We start from the raw sequence: 19,007 nt of genomic DNA, 5'->3' as shown, positions 1-19,007 counted from the left end.
GAACCAAATCACAAGAACCAGTTGGCAAGGATCAAAATACAGATCCACAAAGCAAATACAAATGTCAATGCCAAACCTGGAAACCCATTACGAATTGCCAGGCCGCGTCGGCATGTAAATGCATACGTATCTCGTCCTGATTCGAATAGAAATCGTCTGCAGGTCATTCAGTACCTTCGCCCAGGGTAATGTTTGGTTGGTTAACTTTGACGATCTAAAAGGAGCAAGATGAACGATGAACATTATATGCAACTGGCGCTGAAAGAGGCCCGGCGCGCATACGACGATGGTGAAGTGCCGGTAGGCGCTGTAGTGGTTTTGAATAACCGCATTATCGCGCGCGGCCATAACCAGGTAGAACGGCTGAACGATCCTACTGCACATGCAGAGATCATTGCCCTCACTTCGGCATTTAATTACCTGGGCAGCAAGTACCTGCCCGAGGCTTCCATATATATTACTGTAGAACCCTGCCTCATGTGTGCAGGCGCCCTCTACTGGAGCAAGATCAGCAGGATCGTTTGGGGCGCCGATGACGAAAAGAACGGACACAAACGCATTACCGAATCTAACTGGCCCTTCCATCCTAAAACAGAGGTCACCAAAGGCATTTTGAAAGATGAATGTGCCGAATTGATGAAAAGTTTTTTCAGAAGCAAAAGATAACTTAAATAAATCTCAAATTGCAAATATCAAGAACCAAACCAATCACAAAGAACCATCATAAATAACAAGAAATAAGAACAAATTACAAGAACCAAAACTCCTGGAATAATCTTTCTGTCGGGATTCTGGTTCCTGGAATTTGACTCTCGTAATTTGCCTTTTGTTATTTGGTTCTTAAAACCTGGTAGTTGGAATTTTTTATTGATCCCACCACACGCGCCCGTTCAGATCATCTTTGCCACTTAAGCCCGGTTGTGCCGAAATGGCCAGGCGGTAATTTTCACCATTGATATTTTGTTCTTTTAAAGGATATGCCTGTCGCCTGGGAATGGGGGTGCCGCCATTGTTAGGGGCAGGTGTTAACACGGGGTACCCTGTTCTTCTCCATTCGGCCCAGGCTTCGTACCCATTCATATATAAATGCAGCCAGCGCTGGTAGGCAATTTTTCTAATGGCATCAGCCGGGTTGTATGCCACTTCCGGCTGCGCCAGGTAAGCCGCCAATCCGGTGGTATCGCCTCTGTCAGTGGAGGAGTAAGGAACTCTTTCCACCTGTTTATCTGTATTGTCCCGGTAAGCCTGGAAGCTGATCCGGTTCCATTGCCGTATCGAAGCTTCGATGGCCGCTATATAATTCGCCTGCGCTTCTGCATCACCGCCAGCCAACCAACCCAGCTTGTTTGCCTCGGCAATGGCCAGTAATACCTGGGCATATGTAGTTATATAAGTAGGCGCATTTTGCGTGCGCACATGAACACCAATAAATGAAACCGAGGCATTCGGTATAGTACCCACTGCGTTACCATCCAGGCCGTATGGAACACCATTATAGTCGCCGCTGGCATTGACATAGGCAAAAATTTTAAGCCGCGGATCATTCAACGGTTTCATATAGTCGACGATGGTCTTGCTGGCCCAATACCAGGGACGGTTCTGCACATTCACCACATAATACCAGTAATTCTGGTTAGCCGCTTCGGCCAGGTGCACGTATACAGCGTTCTGGCTGTTATCGGTAAATACACCGCCGTTCAATGCGTCTGCAAACTCCAGTTTGCCTTTCCCGGCATCTGCTTTTGACAGGCGAAGGGCCATCAGCAAACGCATTGAATTGGCGAAACGTTTCCAGTGCTGCATATTACCGCCATATAAGATATCGCCGGTAACGGCATTGCCATTATCTATCTGCGCGGCTGCTTCTTTCAGCTCCTTCATCAGATCGTAATAAATATCTTTTTGCGGATCGTAGGCTGGTGAAAAATTTTCCTTTCCCTTCAAAGCATTAAAATAGGGAATATTGCCCCAGCGATCGGTCATATGCCAGAACAAATAAGCCCTTACTATTCTGGCCACGGCTTTCTGATTATTGGCAGAACCTTCAATGATGTTGAACTGCTGCGCATTCAGGATCGTTTGTAAATTTTCCAGCGCCTCGGTATAAATGGAGTAAAAATCAAAGTTCACCACTGTATACCGCGAAGCATCGGTATATGGCTTTTCCGACCAGTGCTGCACGTACAAAAGACCGGTAGGCGCCTCTATGATACCGGGCAACTGGTTAAGGGCATAAGTTAACAGTTGTGCATTGGACGCCCGGGTAGGCACACTGGGATCAACGTTTATATCATCACTGAACTTCGTACAGCCGGTTACCGTCACCAGTAATGTAACGGGCAATATTATGGAGAGTAATTTTTTCATGATCGTGATTTTAGAAGGAAACATTGAGGTTAACACCAAATGACCGGGTGGTAGCCAGCTGACCGGTTTCCAGCCAGTTGAGGGAGGAAGCGCCGGTTGCCAGCTCTGCCGGATTCAATCCTTTCGGCGCCTTCTGCCAGATCATAAACGGGTTCCTGGTAATAAAGGCCAGGTTAATGCTTTTCACCGGAAGCTTTGCCATATTTGCCTTTGTAAAAGTGTAGCCTACCCGTATTTCACGCATCCGGATATAGGATGCGTCAAACAACCATTCTTCATAGATCCTGGTGCCGATTACATTGCGATAATAATTCCTGGCATTCACAAAAACGGTCACCTCCTGTTTTGAAGCATTGGAGATGCCGGTAATTTTTATGCCGCCGCCATCCGCTAAAGGATCACGAATATTCTTACCATTTTCATTCATAGCAGCCGTTTCTGCCGCCTGCCCGCTTTTAACAGCCAGCATTTTTGTCCAGCTGAAAAACTGTCCACCACTTTGAAAATCGATTATTGCACTCAGGTCAAAGTTCTTCCAGGTAACTGTATTTTGCCAGCCGCCGGTAAACTTTGGCAATACCGTTCCAAAATTATGATTGGTAACGTACATGGGCATGTTGCTGGCATCGAGTAATATTTTTCCGGTAGCCGAATCCCTCATGTAGGCATTACCTACCAGGGAGCCGAACGATTGGTTTACATTCGCCAGCAGGAACATATCTACGCTCGAATACCGGTTCTGATCAAGTATCAGGGAATTGATACCCGGATATAACTCTTTGATTTTATTTTTGTTCCTGGCAATATTAAAGCTGCTTGTCCAATTGAGGTTCGCCATTCTAAGTGGTGTGCCGCTTACGGTTAATTCAATTCCCCGGTTTTGGATATTACCTGCATTGATCACATATTTTGAGAAGCCGCTTACGCCAGACACATCCAGGTTCATTACCGCATTTTCATTTTGCTGGTAATACCAGGTAAAGCTGAAGCCAATGCGGTCCTGTAAAAACCGCATATCCAAACCAGCTTCGTAGGCGGTACCTAATGAGGGTTTAAGATCAGGATTTCGCAAGGTATCAGGAACATACATGGGAAAATTGGTACCATAAGGTTCGCGCAGTGCAAACGAGTTGGTGGTTTGATAAATATCTATGTCTGAACCCGCCTGGGCAAAACTGGCCCTTAGCTTACCATAGGAAATGGGTGCTAGTTTCAACAGCTCACTGAAGACGACACTGGCCGAAGCAGATGGATACAAATAGGCATTATTATTTTCAGGCAATGCCGATGAAATATCTCTTCTCAAACTGACATCAATAAAATAAATATTATCAAGTCCCAATGTAATGGCGCCATAGGCGCTTCTTACTTCTTTTCGCCTTAAGACATTGCTTACGCGCGGACGGTCGAGCGAATTGGCAATATTATAAAAGCCGGGAGAAACAAAACCACCTACGGTTTCCTGCCGCAAATAGCTGTACCGCTGGGTCATTATATTGCCACCCAGATTAGCGCCGAGGGATATACGGCCAAATTCCTTATTATATTGGGCCAGAAATTCATAATTCATTTCTTTCGACTCATACTTGCCGATCCAGAATGAAGGAACGCCACGGCCACCTTCGGCATTCCTGCCATCGAGGTTTTGAACAAAACCATCCTGGCGTACAAAACCATTCACCTTTAAACCCGGCAGAATGGTATACGATACGCCTATATTGCCAAAGAAACGATCGCGGGCGTCATGGAAAGTATTCTCATAAGCATCGAAATAAGGATTGTTCCAGTCGATGGGACTGGTTCTGCCGGTATATACACCCTGGCTATTGGGAGCGCCGACGTTCCATTGGTAAAAAGTGCCATCGGCGTACTTATACTGTTTTAATTTATTCATATCGAGGTTGCGCTGAAACCACTGGTTCATGTTGCGCGAACCAAGGCTTTGATAACCCTGTGCCGGCCGCTGTCCCTTGTTATTTGCATAATTTAAACTGGTGCTTATGACGAGACTGGGCGTAACGTTTAATGAACCATTGAAAGAAAGATTGTTTCGTTTTAACCAGGTGTTCGGTTCAATGCCCTTGATATCGGTATTGTTGTAAGATAAACGGAAGGAGGTGTTTTGTCCGCCCCCTGCAAATGATATACTGTTGTTCCAGGTATGGCCGGTTTCAAAATAATCTTTGATATTATCGGGCTGCGGTACGAAGGGGGTTTCCTTTCCAAAATCCGGATCACCCGGATAAAAGCTGAACTGGTGCCTTACGGGTGTGCCATCCATTTTCGGCCCCCAGCTTTCATCCCATTCGCCATCCACATACTTTGTAGGCACCCCATTAATATTTATTGTAGGGAAGTTTAAAGTGGAACCGGCGCCATATATGTTCTGCAGGGGCATAAAATTGCCGGCCTTTTCTATTGAATAAGCACTGCTGAAATTTACCACCGGTTTTTGCGTATTTTTTCCTTTACGGGTGGTGATCAATATAACGCCAAACTGCCCACGCAACCCATAGAGCGCAGAAGCAGCAGGTCCTTTCAACACGTTGATAGATTCAATATCATCCGGATTGATATCCTGCGCCAGGTTACCGTAATCGCGGCCGTTCCGTCCTGCATAATTTGAATTTGAAATAGGCGTGTTGTCAACTACGATCAAAGGTTCTCCACCGCCGGTTAAAAAATTAGTTCCCCGGATTTGAATTTTCTGGGTACCACCCATGCTGGCGCCTGAAGACCCGGAAAGCTGCACGCCGGCAATTTTTCCGCCCAGGCTGCCGATCACATTCTGTTCCTTGGCGATCGTAAGATTGTCGCCCTTGATCTCCTGCGTTGAATAACCAACAGATCTTTCTTTACGGGTAATACCCAGGGCAGTAACGATCACTTCTTCCAGTTTACCGGAACCGCCTTTCAGCGCGACCGTTACCTCCAGTGACTCATCGTCCTTTATGGTAATATCCCTGATCTGTGTGGTAAACCCCACTGCCGATATTTGCAGTTTGTATTTCCCCGCTTTTAAACCACTTAAGACAAATTCGCCGTTTTCATTGGCAGCTGTTCCTTTGTCTGTGCCAACCACCTGCACAGAGGCGTTGGCAAGCGGTGCACCGTTCTCATCCGTAACACGGCCCCGTATGCCACCATCGAAAGGCATTTTTTCTGCAAGGGTCATCACTGCAGCCTGATCATTTTTGCGGATCTTTTTAATAATGATATTGCTGTTAACCTGGTCGTATTTCAAGCCGGTATGTTGCAGCAGGTGTTGCAGAATGTTTGATACAGGTGCATTGCTGGCAGAGTAGTTGATATTTTCGAATTCAGCCACATCTGCCGTGCGGTATGTAAAGGCCAGCCGGGTAATTGATTCTATTTTCTTGAAGGCCTGTTTTAAGGTGGCGTTTTTCAGGTCAAGGGAAATGATGATCTTACTAAGATCCTGCCGGTTGCCCGACCGCGCCATGCCTGTTGCACTAACAACGAGTAACAGGACGAGGATTGAAGTTCTCATGAGCAGCGCCTGCTTGTTCGCAAGGGAATACCAGGGAGGCGTATATGTTTTTATATACATAGGAATAGTTTTGGTTTGGTATTAGAGAGTGATGTGTATACTTAAATAGACGAAGTACCCAACACAAAGTCCTATTCGAATGATAAGTTTTTAGAAAAAAAAATCCGGAAGCATGATAAGAACAAGCGCACTTGTTCTTATCATGCTTCCGGACACCGGTAGTAACCGGCTCTAACGCTATCTTAATTTTCTCATGTAACTCACATAGCCTTGTGAGCGTTGTGCCTCGTTGCCTTTTATACTACTGATCCCACCATAAGCGTTTGGTAACATCCGTTATCCCTGGTGGCACATTGGCGCCGTTGCGGCTGGTTTCTACACTGGGGTATACCATGCGGCGAACGAAATTTCCCGCCACTGCATTTAACGGCAAGGTGAAATCCTTGTACTGATAATTATACCGCCGGGCATCGTTCCAGCTTTCAGGATTCAGGAATAAGGCCTTGTATTTCTCCCTGAATATATGGTCAAGGGTAAGGTTTGCCTCGCCTACAGCAACAGATGAATGGTTAACATATGCATTCCGATTGGCAGGCGTTACCCCCATTTTATTCATATTCGCATTGATCCCTTCCAGGAAGGCCGTATATGCCCTTGGTTTATCGTTGGCCCTGAAGGCCGCTTCTGCCTCAATGAACTTTAACTCATCGTAGGTAATGATAAACAGGGGTGAATTGGAACTGGAATAGAACCCGGTAAGATTGATATAGGTTTCCTCAAAGCTCACGCCAGACCCCGTGCGTCCTTTACCGTTAGGCGTGCCGCGGTAATCGCCGTACTTGGTTGTATCGGTCATTAACGGAAGCCGCGGATCGAAGATGCCGTAGGTCTTACCATTCATGGCATCGATGAACTGCTCCGACAACCAGCCGTCGAGCAGCAGGTTTCTGTTATTCAGCGCAACCTGGTTCCACGGATTACGCACATCCCAAGTCGCAACAGAAGCATCGTGTGCCGTTGAAGTATACGCTTCAGCCAGTTCCCCGAAAATCGCATTGGTATTGTACTCACCGGTTTTACTCAACTGGTTCAACAGCCGGGCCTTCATGGCATGGGCAGTTCGTATCCAGGCGCTTGCATTGCCTTTATGGATCAGGTCAGGGCTTTTTGCGGTGCCGCTTTCACCAGGTATTGGATAAGGCGTGGTTTCCTTCAACGCGATAATACCCTCATCGAGCAGCTTCAGGCAGCTTTGAAAAAGGTTCTGCGCGTTATCATATTCCGGCGTTAATGTGGCAAGGTCAAAGGCGGTCGTATACGGTGCATCGCCCCACAGGCTGTGAATAAACTGCAGGTTCATAGCCATTAATACCTTCGCAACTCCGCGATAATGCATGGCCCCTTTTTCAGCAGCCATTTTTTCCAGGTCGTATATATCGGTCATGTTATCGTAAAGCGATGTCCATGTAACGCTTGCATCCACATCTTCATACGTATCCAGGGGCGATGCCGTGTTTGATGAAGCCAGGTATTGAACATAATACGAAGTAATATTGGTCGACACCCGATATACATTCAATGCTGTATTCTCTGTAGTCCGGGTGAGCAATCCATTGATAGTCGCCTTGTTCGGCTGATTTGGATTCGTATTTACATCTAGGTATTTCTTACAGGAAGATATTGACAGGATCGATAAAACTAAACAGGTATAATATAACAGGCTTCTCATGTTGCTCCGATTTAAAAGTTAATGTTTACACTGAACAGGTATGAGCGAAGCGCCGGATAGGTAAACCCGGTAAAACCATCTGCATTGCTTTCTACGCTGGAGCTGCTGGTCTCAGGATCAAATCCGCTGTAATTGGTAAACAATAAAAGATTATTACCGGTAAACGTAACCGAGGCGCCCTGGATGGGGGTTCCTTTAAAGAATTTGGTGGGAACCGCATAACTGAGATTTACATTACGCAGCCGCACCCAGCTGGCATCTTCAATGAAGTTCTCCGTTACTCCGCGATGTATATTGCGGTAAAAGCCCTGGCCGTAATCCCTGCCGGTACCGTTCATTTTACCCATGCCCAGATAAACTTCCTGGGTATTGGGTGTGCCATTTGCCAACACGCCGTCAAAGACCTTGGTCTCGGTTCTGTTCTCAGTGTATTTGGCAATACCGAATGCGCTCATGAAATTGCCTAACTGATTGTACCGGTCCTGCCCCTGTTGGGTTTCCCATAAAAATGACAGGGAGATATTTTTCCAACTGAATGTATTCGTAATGCCCCCTATCCAGTTTGGTTGAGAGTTACCCAGTAAACGTTGCCTGGTATCTCTTACCGGGAAGCCGGCATTGCTTCCTGAGGTAGCAATTACCACCGGCAGACTTTTATCTAACGATACGCCATCGTCGTTCTTGGTACCGTAATACCGCTGGTAAGAAGTTCCATACATATTGCCAACGGCTGAACCGGGCACATATTTCAGCGTAGCATTGGAACTGGAATAGCCGAAATGCGAGCCCACTACAATTTCGGTAAGCCCCTCACGAATGCTCACCACTTTGTTCCTGTTACGGGTAAAATTCAGGGTAACATCCCAGTTGAAATTTTTTGTTTTAAGCGCTGTTCCGTTGAGCACCACTTCTATACCTTTATTTTCAATTTCACCGGCATTAATTATATAACTGGTAAAACCGGTGGTGGGTGATAAGCTGACCGGAATGATCTGGTCGCGGCTGTTTAATTTATACCAGCTGAAATCAACGCCGATCCGGTTGAATAATTTCAATTCAATACCGGCTTCAACGGTGGAAGTGCGTTCGGGTTTCAGTGTAGCATCACCTACCTGGTCGCTGCGTGTCCACATGATCTGCCCGCTCGAGGTAAGCGTAGTGGAACTATAATACCTGCTGAGCTCATAAGGATCCGTATCCTTACCTACTTCTGCAATGGACACCCGTAATTTTCCGAAATTAACCCAGCCTGGCATAGTCAGATGATCTGAAAATACATACGATAAACTGGCAGAAGGATAAAAGAATGAATTGTTAGCCACAGGTAACGTAGATGACCACTCGTTACGGCCGGTAATATTCAGGAATAAATAATTATTCCAGCCCAGGGTAAGATCGCCGTAGGCGCTTACAATGCGGTACTGTTCGTCTGCCTGATTGTTGGTGCGTACCTTGGCATTATTCAGCGTTAACATATCAGGAATATCCAGCTCGGTACCTGAGGCGGTAAGGCGGCTGTATTTGCGGTCGCGCACTTCATTACCAACACGCAGCACCGTGTTCAGCTTGCCAAACCATTCATGCTTGAAACTCGCCATCACATTGGAGTTCAGGATTCGGTTGCCGATCCGGTATTCATGTACAAAACCCTGTCCGTTATCGCCGAAAACCTGTTCGCCCACCAGGCCTTTGGGACCGGGCGCTGCATGGCGGCGAAAATCGGAATAATAATCCATTCCCAATTTATAATCTACATCGAACCATTTAAAAGGGGAGTAGGTAAGTGCTACGTTTCCGATGATGCGATTCACATTGTCTCTAAATTTGTTGGTGGCAGTACCATATACGGGATTGTCGTTGCCATACGCATTTTGCGTACCATCGGGTTTTATATAATCCATTACGTTCCACCGGGGCGACCAGTAAGTTAAACTTTCATTGTACCGGTCTGCATTTACGCGGTATCCCCCGGAATTGATGAAGTACAAGCCGGGGCTCATTCGCAATTTATCGCTGAACCTGAACTGACCACTCAGGCGGGCAGAGATATTCTTGTAATCCGAATTAGGCAGAACACCATTTTGTTTGAAGTAAGAGACCGAAGAGCTGAGCAGCGCTTTATCGGTTCCACCTGACATATTGATGCTGGTACGGAACTGGTTGCCGGTCTTATACCCCTGTTTGTAATGGTGATAAATTTGATCAGGATGGGTAGGATCGATGGCTTTCGCTTTTTCTACGGTTGGTCCCCAGCTCGGCCAGAAGCTTTTCGGATCGTATTCAGGTACAAATGAAGTAGCGCCTACATAACCCTGGCTGAACTTCTTTTGTACTTCCGGAAACTTATTCACTTCATCGACACCATAGGTAGTGGTAAAGTTCACGCGCATTTTACCTGCTTTGGCCGTTTTGGTGGTGATCACCACCACACCGTTGGAACCCGCCTGTCCATACAACGCCGTAGCGGCGCCGCCTTTCAGGATCGACATGGACTCAATATCATCCGGATTGATATCCGAAGCGCGGTTCGATAATCCGCGTAATGAGCCGGCATCGTTTATAGCAGTGGTGCTGTTATCGATCAGGATGCCGTCAATGACAAACAGCGGCTGATTGTTCTTGTTGGGCGCCAGGGATTTGATACCCCGGATAATGATCCTGGTTCCCTGCCCCGGGGCGCCGCCGCCACTATTGATCTGTACACCGGCCACTTTGCCTCGCAGGGCATTCAATACGTTTGTTTGCCGGGTATTCGACAGGTCTTCGCCTTTGATCTCCTGTGTTGAATAGCCCAGCGATCTTTTTTCGCGTTTAATGCCAAGGGCGGTTACTACCACTTCATCGAGTCTGTTATTGCCGGCGGCCATTTCTATGTGCACTTCTGCTACTGCATTATCTTTTACCGTTACCTCTCTTATGTTTGTTTGAAAGCCGACAGCTGATACCTGCAGGCGGTAGTTGCCTGCTTTTATACCTGTTAACACAAATTCACCTTTTGTATCGGCAGCCGTACCTATGTCAGTTCCTATCAGTAGAATGGAGGCATTGGGCAATGGCGCACCGGTTTCATCGGTTATCCGGCCACGTATACCACCATCGAATGCTACAGCCTCAGGAATGGTTATGTGAGCGGGCTGCTCATTCTTTATAACCTTTTTAATGATAATGTTGCTGTTAACCTGCTCGTATTTTAACCCGGTGTTTTGTAACAGGTCCTGCAGGACAACAGTTACAGATGTATTGTTAGCAGAATAATTGATACGGTCATGTGCAGCTACATCAACCGTACGGTAAGTAAAGGCCAGTTGAGTAAGCGATTCTATTCTTTTGAAAGCCTGCTTTAGTGTGGCGTTCTTCAGGTCGATGGAGATCATCATCTTTTTCAGATCCTGCGCACTCCCCGACCCGGCCATCAGCAGTCCGCTAAAGGTGAGCAGCATAGCCAGGATAGAAATTCTCATAATGAACGCTTTGTTTCTCATAAGCGAATACCAGGGGCGGTATCCTGCAGAAATACATGACGTACTATGCCTGTACGTTTTTACATACAAATTCATAGCTTTGAATTGTTTTAAGTAATTCTTAGAACGGGATTATTTTCAACATGTGGGAACCGCTTCCAGGTCGCAACTGGGGCGGTTCTTTTTTGGTATTTTCTATGGAGGTGTAAAACTTATAATGGTCATAGCAGTTTAGTTTTGGTATTAATATTTTATTATTCAATGACGTACATGTTGCTTATCAGCTGTAACCTGGTGTCGGTTAAATTACACAACACCTGTAGCGCCGGCTCGATGCCTATCTCCCGCCGGAAGGAGGTGGATATCCTTTCCATGGCCACGGCTTCATTCTCCAAACGAATGTTCACATCATAGATCCTTTCAAGGTCGGCCACGATATCGCTGATGGTTTCATCATCATACACCAGGTTGCCCTGTTGCCACGACGCCACTTCATTCACCGCTAATTTTTTTTGTACAACCGGTTTATTGCTATTACTTACTTTCACCTGTTGGCCCTGGGTAAGCGTGGCCACTTCTGTTTTATCATAATGCACCCGCACTTTTCCGCGGCTTACCGAAACAATGATATTCTCCCGCCCAGGGTACGCTTTAATATTAAATGCCGTGCCTAACACCATCGTGGTCACTTTGCCGGTATGGATCACAAAAGGTATTTTATCAGCATGTTTCACATCGAAATACGCTTCGCCCGTAAGGAACACTTCTCTTTTTCCGGCAGCGAATTGATTTGGATATTCCAGTGTGCTGGCAGCATTCAACCATACCTGGGTGCTATCTGGCAACAACATGTATTTATATTCTGAGCGGCCGGTCATTTTTTTAGCCAGCACCGCTTTTGCGTTACCGGTGTTTTGTTGGTCGAACGGGTAAATCAGCCAGGCAAGCCCCGCGAGTATTATCATTAAACACGCAACCATAACAACAACTGCCCGCTTTTTTGGAGGCCGTTTATCGGCGACGGCCTGCTCCTCCCAGGCCGGTTGCGGGATGATCAGGTTGCCGCTTTCATCTACATAAGTAAGGGAAGGGTCCGGGGGGCGGGTTTCTTCATACGCTTTCTGTATCAATTCCCTTATTAATTCATTATGGGAAGCTTCGTTGATATAGGAAAAGAATTCCTCAAATTCTTTTCTCGAACAGGTATTGTTCAGGTATTGCCTGAATAGATATTTTATCCTTTCTTCCATTGTAGAAATGGTTGTACCTATACAATGTAGACGAAGCAACCGGAAAAGATTCCTATCCGGAATAACAATTTTTTAAAAAAGAAATAAAAAAAGCCGGGCGCTTTTGAGCAGGAACAGCCTGATAAAATGGAGGGCGGTTGATAACTGGTTTTTCACCGTATGTTTCGAAATGGCAAGGTGGTCGGCTATTTCCTGGTAATTCAGGCCTTTTTCGCGATTCAGGTGATAGATCAGTTTACGTTGAGGAGGTAATTGTGCTACCGCTTTTTGAATGATCTGGTTATACTCCCGTGCAGCTACCTTGTCCTCGGTTTCATTGAGTTCGCCGGGCTGGTTCTTCCAAATGGCGTCTTTCAACCGGTTATCGGCGGCAGCCTTCCGTAAAAAATCGATCACTTTATTTTCTGTAAGCCGGTATAACCAGGCTTCTACATTATGAATGGAGTGAATGTGGTTCCGTTGCTCCCATAATTTCAAAAACACTTCCTGGATAATATCCCGTGCATACTGGTTAGAGCGGGTAAGTTTCAATACCAGGGTATGTAACCGGTATTCGTGTTTTTTGAAAATATCAGCAAAGAGCAGTTCCAATGATTGCTCATTTTCGTAATTATTCTTATTTGAAATAAGATCATTCATTCGTGAATCATGTGACAAATGTGATGATGTGATAATTCGATAATTTGACAGTTCTTCATTTTCCGGCGTCGCTACAAACGCGAAGCGCACGCGCAAACACGCTCAAAACCTGTATTCCATTATCAAATTTTTACATTAGCTAAGTATCAAATTATTTAAGTTTCCTGAGCTTTACATTCTTGAACCAGATGCCGCCGCCGTGGTCCTGGAAAGCGATATGCCCTTTTTTGGCCAGTCCAAACGCTTTGGCGGCCGACCATTTACCTTCTGCTTTCAGCTTTTGCCAGTCAGGCGTCCACAGATCATACTCAACCACTTTCTTCCCGTTTAACCAGTGCTCAACATGAGCGCCGTTTACGAGAATGGTGGTGTGATTGTATTCGCCGGCCGGTTTTGCGGCAATTTCCAGTGGTGGATACATGGCATAGTCTGCGCCGCTTTTTTGCCATGCTTCCAGTTTATGGGGATAACCTTCATCATCTATTAACTGGTATTCCGGCCCCGTTACATGGCTGGGGCCACTGGTTTCCTGCACGCGGTAAATAATGCCGCTGTTGGCGCCTTTATCTACCTTCCAATCTACCGAAAGTTCAAAATTATCGTACTGATCAATGGTCATCAGGTCGGCCCGTTGTGTAACGTCCTTTGCTTTGCAGTAGAGCTGTCCGTTTGTGACTTCCCAGCTATCGAAGGGTTTATTACCGTAGCCGCGCCAGCCGTCGGTATTCTGGCCGTTAAATAAGAGCACCCAGCCCGCTCTTTTCTCTGCTGCAGTAAGTACATTGTCTTTTTCCTGTTCGGGCTGAAATGCCCCTGAAAAAGCGCTGGACAGTATGGTTGCAAAAAACAGCATCAATTTTTTTGTCGTAATGGTATTCAACATTTTGATTGATTTGATAAGGATCAACAGGGCTCACCTGCTTTCTAAAATACTATAAAATTGCCATAATCAGACGCAAAATTTTCTGTTTCGTAAAGAGAATGAATTGGTTAATCAACCATTGACCTGTACTTTTGTTACCGTTTGAAAGAACAACCATAAATCTTCAACAATTAAAATTTTAGTGTTATGGCATTTACACTACCGGCGCTTCCTTATGCACCCGATGCACTGGAACCGCATATTGACGCACAGACGATGCAGATTCATCATGGCAAACATCACCAGGCTTATGTAGATAACCTGAACAAAGCTATTGCGGGTACTCCCCATGAAAATAAATCGCTGGAAGAGTTGATAAAAGCTGCCGGCACTATCAGCCCGGCCGTTCGTAACAATGGCGGTGGCCACTGGAACCACTCTTTCTTCTGGGAACTACTGGCTCCCAACGCTGGTGGACAGCCTACAGGCGCTCTGGCAGCAGCCATCAACGATGTTTTTGGTTCTTTCGATAGCTTTAAGGAAAAGTTCAATACGGCCGGTGCTACCCGTTTTGGTAGCGGCTGGGCATGGCTGATCATCAACAATGGTACGCTCCAGATCACCTCTACGCCCAACCAGGATAATCCCCTGATGGATGTGGCTGAAGTGAAAGGTACGCCGCTGTTAGGTGTTGACGTTTGGGAACATGCCTACTACCTGAAATACCAGAACCGCCGTCCCGAATACATGAATGCTATCTGGAACGTGATCAACTGGAATAAAGTAGCTGAAAATTTTGCAAAAGCCGCCAAGTAATCAGCTAACCAATAATAGCCAATCCCGGTTCTGCCGGGATTCTTTTTTTTAACCTTTCAAATTATAGCCCAATGAAATGTACCTTGTTTAGTACGATGTTTGCCGTGGTATGCTTTGCCGCCTGTTCGCCCGGCGTTCAAAAGAAAGTAAAAGTGATGTCGAGCGGAAAAATCCAGGTTGATGAAGCTACTAAAACAGTTACCCTTACCCCGGGAACCCAACACAACGAAGCTGACCTGGTGCTTACCGAAAAAGATAAAGGCATTACCGTAAAAAGCCCCGAAGGCGACCAGACTTTTGAAGTTCCTGATGCCGGGGTTTATATTCTGAATTTAAAGACCGATACCCTCATTGGTAACCTGGTGAACTTTGGCGATGGTGGCGCGCCTACCTCTATCAGTACTGAACAGTTGGAACATATCATTGACAGTACCCAGCAGCTCATCAATGGGCAAAATGCCAGTGATGAAAAAAAGACCTATTTCATTGTACCCAAGACCATCAAGAAACTTACTACTAACACGAACGCGCAGTTGATCAACCCTTACAAAAACATTCCTTATTCGGTAGATGTAGATAAAGATGGTAAAGCCCCTGAGATCTACAAATTCTTTACGGCCAAACAAAAAAGAGAGTCGCTGAATGAGTTAATTGAGCGAATGAAGAAATAGAGGTTTGAAGTCGGAGGGCTGAGGTCCGATGTTTCGAATACAAGAATGCCGAAATAAGAGCTATTTCGGCATTTACTTTTTAGGTTCGAATAAGTTCTGGCCTTCGATTTCCGGCTACCGGCTACGGCACCGGATCATAACCATGACCGCCCCAGGGATGGCAGCGGCAAAGCCGTTTAACGGTGAGCCATAGTCCCTTAAATACGCCATGCTTTTTCAGCGCTATGACAGCATATTGTGAACAGGTAGGTGTGAAGCGGCATTTGGGCCCCAGTATCGGCGAAATGATCCATTGATAAAGTTTGATCAATGCAATGAATGGGAGACTCAATATGCGAAGCAACAGTTTCATTCAATTGATTAATTTTTCAGCTTTACTTCACTACGACACGGCATTCACGGTTTGCAGGAGTTTCTTCAACACCACGTCCACCTTTTCTTTTATGAGGGTGAATTCCGGCAGTTCTTTACCGGTATAGATCAGAAATAACGCCAGTTGTTGCTGTTTTGTTTGCAAAGCCTGTTCCAGGGGCGCTTTTTGCAGGCGCCAGGCTTCGCGCATCAACCGCTTGATGCGATTACGGTCGACAGCCCTTTTAAAATTGCGGCTGCTTACACTGAAGCCGGCCTGTAGTGGAACCGGTAGCAACTGATCGACCAGTTTATATTGTACCCTGATGGGAAATGCAGCCACAGCGCGGCCCTCACTGAACAACTGCTCAATGATCTTGCGGCGCTTCAGCCGTTCAGTTTTGTTTAAAGTAAACTTCTTCACCATCGGATTATCCCAAAAATAAAAATAGCCCCGGTAAAACCGGGACTATTACGTATTTAAACTGTTACCCATTGCCAGTGGCGTGGTAAACAGGTTTATTTTAATTTTCTTTCGTCGGAAACAGTCAGTTTCTTACGACCTTTTTTGCGACGACTGGCCAGTACTTTACGGCCATTGGCATCCTGCATACGTTTACGGAAACCATGAACGGTTTTGCGACGACGGCGGTGCGGCTGAAATGTACGTTTCATAATTAATTTCTTTTTTTATATCCGCCGAAGCCTTGGCCCAAGGCGGACTCGATTCTTTTTTGAAATATGATCCGGGAGAAGCGGATCAGGTTCCAGTTTTCGCAGACGGGTCACCATACCCGCCCCGCCATAAGCGGATGAAAGGACCGCAAAGGTATGGAATGATCATTTAACAATGAAACGGTACACGCAAAAATGTTTCAATAATTATCATCCGCTACGGGTATATTACTATCCAGGTCAACATGATTGGACCGCACCGGTTCACCAAAGAATATACTGGCATGGTTATCAAAGTCTTCTGTTGAATCGGTAGTATAAAAGACCCTATGACCGTTCTTGCTGCAACGCGTTTCGAGATCTGTATGCCGCTGCAGGTAATCTTCCAGGCTGTTGGCAACAATTTCACCCTGCGATACCACATTTACACCTGCCGGCAAAAACTGCAAAATCTTGTCACGCAGCAGCGGATAGTGAGTGCAGGCCAGCAGCAGGGTATCTATATCCTTATCGGCCGACATGATATGCTGCACATGCTTTTTTACAAAATAATCGGCGCCTGGCTGGTCATGTTCATTGTTCTCGACAATGGGCACCCACATGGGACAGGCTTCCTGATATACTTTGATATCGGGAAAGAATTTTTCTATCTCGATGAGATACGAACCTGATTGAACGGTGCCATTGGTGGCCAGTATGCCTATTTTGCGCGAACTGGTAAAACTTCCTATGATCTCTGTAGTAGGCCGTATAACGCCTAAAACCCTGTTATCGGGCGCAATATGCGGCAGGTCGTTCTGTTGTATGGTGCGCAATGCTTTTGCTGAAGCGGTATTACAGGCCAGTATCACCAGTGGGCAGCCCTGTTGAAAGAACCACTCCACACATTGCAATGTGTACCGGTACACTGTATCGAAGGAACGGTTGCCATAAGGGGCCCGGGCATTGTCGCCCAGGTAAATATAATCGTACCGGGGTAACTTTTTTACGATCTCCTTCATTACCGTTAATCCACCATAGCCTGAATCGAATATGCCAATTGGCTGCGTAGTAACCATAATACAAATATACCCACTAAGTCACTAAAAACCCCCTAACCCCCTGAAGGGGGAACAATGAACTCCCGTTGCATCCTGAGGCAGACATGCCCGTCGCCCGCTAACACGGGAACTAATACGGCTAACCCCCTGAACCACCCGTGAACTCCCCTAACCCGCTGAAGGGGATTAAAACCACCGGCCACCTGAAGGTGGAACAAGAATTTCCCGTAGCCGCCCCAGCGGCTTACCCCCATTAAGGGATGGGGGCAAAAAAAAGCCGTCCCGCGTTAGACGGAACGGCTAATAATTTATAACTGTTACACCCCGTTCAGGGGCTGAGGCGTTTACGGTTTTGCGCCAGTTTTAGGTGCGGCCGCAGGGGCAGTACCAGGTGTTGGCAATTTGATATTCAGCTTTTTGGCAACCATCGGCAGAATATCATCACCCGGAGGAGCTACCAACAGGGCTTCTTTTTCAAAGATATAACCATAACCATTTTCTTTGGCTACAGCCTGTACAGCATCATAAGCCTTCTTGTTGATAGGGCCCAGCAATTCCTGCTGACGTTGCTGTAATTGTTGTTGAATGCGCTCTTCTTCACCGCTTAATTCCTGACTCATCTTGGTCAACTCGTTTTTCTTTACGGTTTTAACAGAAGCTGAGTAAGTGCTAGAATCTTTGTTAAATTTTTCGTAAGCGGCGTAAAATGCGTTTTGTTTTTCAGTAGCGCTTTGAATTAACGCATTGCGCAATTCCTGCAGGGAAGAGTCGGCTTTCCTTGTTTCGGGCATTACGCTCACCAGCTCCTGAGAGCTGATATACCCTATTTTAGATTGTGCATTTACTTCACCAGCCGCTACCAGGCACAGGGCGAACAACGTTACGGAAAAAAACTTTTTCATTGAATTTCAATTTTGTTTGGCACACCCTGAGCCCTTGATCGGTTGCTTTAGGGTGGACGGTTATTTTTGTTTTTAAGTTGAAAAAAACCTGCTACTGGTTGCTTTCTTCTTTTGGTCTTATGTTTTATTTAACGCCTAATTCTTTTAAAATATCCTCACTACGATCCAGTTTAGGGTCGGCAAAGATAACGGTAATTCCTTCACTTTTATCCAAAATAAAATCCAGTGAACGGTTAACTGCCAGCTTTTGAATGGCGTTGTAAACCTTGTCCTGTATGGGTTTTACCAGCTCCTGCCGCTTTTTAAACAGATCACCTTCAAAACCAAAGCGTTTGCGCTGCAGGTCACGTACTTCCTTCTCTCTTACAAACAGTTCGTCTTCTCTTTTTTTCTTTAATTCGGGGCTCAGCATTACCTGTTCTGCCTCAAAATCCTTATACATTTTATCCAGGGCACTCTGCTTGCTGTCAACTTCTTTTTGCCACTGTTCGCTGAACTGATCCAGCTTCTTCTGCGCTTCTTTATACTCCGGTAATTTATCCAGAATGTATTTGGTGTCAACAATGGCATACCGCTGGGCCTGTGAAGCAACCGCCAGCACCATCAGACAGGCAATAACTAGTATCTTTTTCATGGTAAAATTCCTCCTAAGGTTTTATCGTGAATGGTCAATGGCCAATCGTCATAGTCAATGGTCAATGGTGAATAGTCAATAACCGGATCGTTAAAGCTA

The 19,007-nt window shown here is 46.0% G+C and carries 16 protein-coding genes; 3 read left to right on the top strand and 13 right to left on the bottom strand.

All coding sequences use genetic code 11. The features are described 5' to 3' along the window. The first annotated feature begins 228 nt into the window (after positions 1-228). Complete coding sequence (locus tag JUB15_RS06325; RefSeq protein WP_207511486.1) at positions 229-666, top strand: nucleoside deaminase; 438 nt, start codon at positions 229-231, stop codon at positions 664-666. Between the two features lie 198 nt (positions 667-864). Here the strand turns inward: JUB15_RS06325 and JUB15_RS06320 are convergent, their stop codons facing one another. The 7 genes from JUB15_RS06320 to JUB15_RS06290 all read right to left on the bottom strand — a co-directional run bounded on the left by JUB15_RS06320 (position 865) and on the right by JUB15_RS06290 (position 13,840). Then, positions 865-2,367: a SusD/RagB family nutrient-binding outer membrane lipoprotein gene (locus tag JUB15_RS06320; RefSeq protein WP_207511485.1), complete on the bottom strand. Its 1,503-nt coding sequence runs from the start codon at positions 2,365-2,367 to the stop codon at positions 865-867. A gap of 10 nt (positions 2,368-2,377) precedes the next feature. Further along, entirely contained in the window at positions 2,378-5,938 is a 3,561-nt protein-coding gene (locus JUB15_RS06315; protein WP_207511484.1) for a SusC/RagA family TonB-linked outer membrane protein, read from the bottom strand. A 241-nt stretch (positions 5,939-6,179) separates the two neighbouring features. Beyond that, positions 6,180-7,607, bottom strand: a complete 1,428-nt coding sequence (locus JUB15_RS06310; protein WP_207511483.1) for a SusD/RagB family nutrient-binding outer membrane lipoprotein — start codon at positions 7,605-7,607, stop codon at positions 6,180-6,182. An 11-nt stretch (positions 7,608-7,618) separates the two neighbouring features. Next, positions 7,619-11,068, bottom strand: coding sequence for a SusC/RagA family TonB-linked outer membrane protein (locus JUB15_RS06305; RefSeq protein ID WP_207511482.1), 3,450 nt, complete (start codon positions 11,066-11,068; stop codon positions 7,619-7,621). Between the two features lie 254 nt (positions 11,069-11,322). Then, a complete protein-coding gene (locus JUB15_RS06300; protein WP_207511481.1) occupies positions 11,323-12,318 on the bottom strand; it encodes a FecR family protein in 996 nt (331 codons plus the stop codon). Positions 12,319-12,390: 72 nt separating this feature from the next. Beyond that, on the bottom strand, positions 12,391-12,957 hold the full coding sequence (locus JUB15_RS06295) for an RNA polymerase sigma factor (RefSeq protein WP_207511480.1): 567 nt from the start codon (positions 12,955-12,957) through the stop codon (positions 12,391-12,393). Between the two features lie 151 nt (positions 12,958-13,108). After that, on the bottom strand, positions 13,109-13,840 hold the full coding sequence (locus JUB15_RS06290) for a 3-keto-disaccharide hydrolase (RefSeq protein WP_242696218.1): 732 nt from the start codon (positions 13,838-13,840) through the stop codon (positions 13,109-13,111). Between the two features lie 186 nt (positions 13,841-14,026). On the opposite strand from JUB15_RS06290, the gene JUB15_RS06285 reads away from it, so the two are divergent. Together JUB15_RS06285 and JUB15_RS06280 are read left to right on the top strand one after the other, a co-directional pair. After that, on the top strand, positions 14,027-14,635 hold the full coding sequence (locus JUB15_RS06285) for a superoxide dismutase (protein ID WP_207511479.1): 609 nt from the start codon (positions 14,027-14,029) through the stop codon (positions 14,633-14,635). A 71-nt stretch (positions 14,636-14,706) separates the two neighbouring features. Beyond that, a complete protein-coding gene (locus JUB15_RS06280; protein WP_207511478.1) occupies positions 14,707-15,306 on the top strand; it encodes a hypothetical protein in 600 nt (199 codons plus the stop codon). A 121-nt stretch (positions 15,307-15,427) separates the two neighbouring features. Here JUB15_RS06280 and yidD read toward each other — a convergent pair whose 3' ends face one another. The 6 genes from yidD to JUB15_RS06250 all read right to left on the bottom strand — a co-directional run bounded on the left by yidD (position 15,428) and on the right by JUB15_RS06250 (position 18,908). Continuing rightward, a complete protein-coding gene (gene yidD / locus JUB15_RS06275; protein ID WP_207511477.1) occupies positions 15,428-15,658 on the bottom strand; it encodes a membrane protein insertion efficiency factor YidD in 231 nt (76 codons plus the stop codon). Between the two features lie 30 nt (positions 15,659-15,688). Continuing rightward, positions 15,689-16,084: a ribonuclease P protein component gene (locus JUB15_RS06270; RefSeq protein ID WP_207511476.1), complete on the bottom strand. Its 396-nt coding sequence runs from the start codon at positions 16,082-16,084 to the stop codon at positions 15,689-15,691. A gap of 92 nt (positions 16,085-16,176) precedes the next feature. Beyond that, positions 16,177-16,332 (bottom strand): 50S ribosomal protein L34, encoded by a 156-nt coding sequence (gene rpmH / locus JUB15_RS06265; protein WP_014222732.1) that lies wholly within the window; start codon positions 16,330-16,332, stop codon positions 16,177-16,179. 200 nt (positions 16,333-16,532) lie between these two features. Beyond that, a complete protein-coding gene (gene murI, locus JUB15_RS06260; RefSeq protein ID WP_207511475.1) occupies positions 16,533-17,390 on the bottom strand; it encodes a glutamate racemase in 858 nt (285 codons plus the stop codon). 326 nt (positions 17,391-17,716) lie between these two features. Then, positions 17,717-18,274: an OmpH/Skp family outer membrane protein gene (locus tag JUB15_RS06255; RefSeq protein ID WP_207511474.1), complete on the bottom strand. Its 558-nt coding sequence runs from the start codon at positions 18,272-18,274 to the stop codon at positions 17,717-17,719. A gap of 124 nt (positions 18,275-18,398) precedes the next feature. Beyond that, the gene (locus JUB15_RS06250; RefSeq protein ID WP_207511473.1) at positions 18,399-18,908 is read right to left on the bottom strand and encodes an OmpH/Skp family outer membrane protein; all 510 of its coding nucleotides are present in this window, start codon (positions 18,906-18,908) and stop codon (positions 18,399-18,401) included. Between the last annotated feature and the right edge of the window lie 99 nt (positions 18,909-19,007).

It is taken from the genome of Longitalea luteola (assembly GCF_017356035.1).
In the GTDB taxonomy this organism is placed as follows: Bacteria; Bacteroidota; Bacteroidia; order Chitinophagales; family Chitinophagaceae; genus Niastella; species Niastella luteola.
Note: the sequence above shows the minus strand (reverse complement) of the source record. Positions and strands in the feature narration are given on the sequence as shown.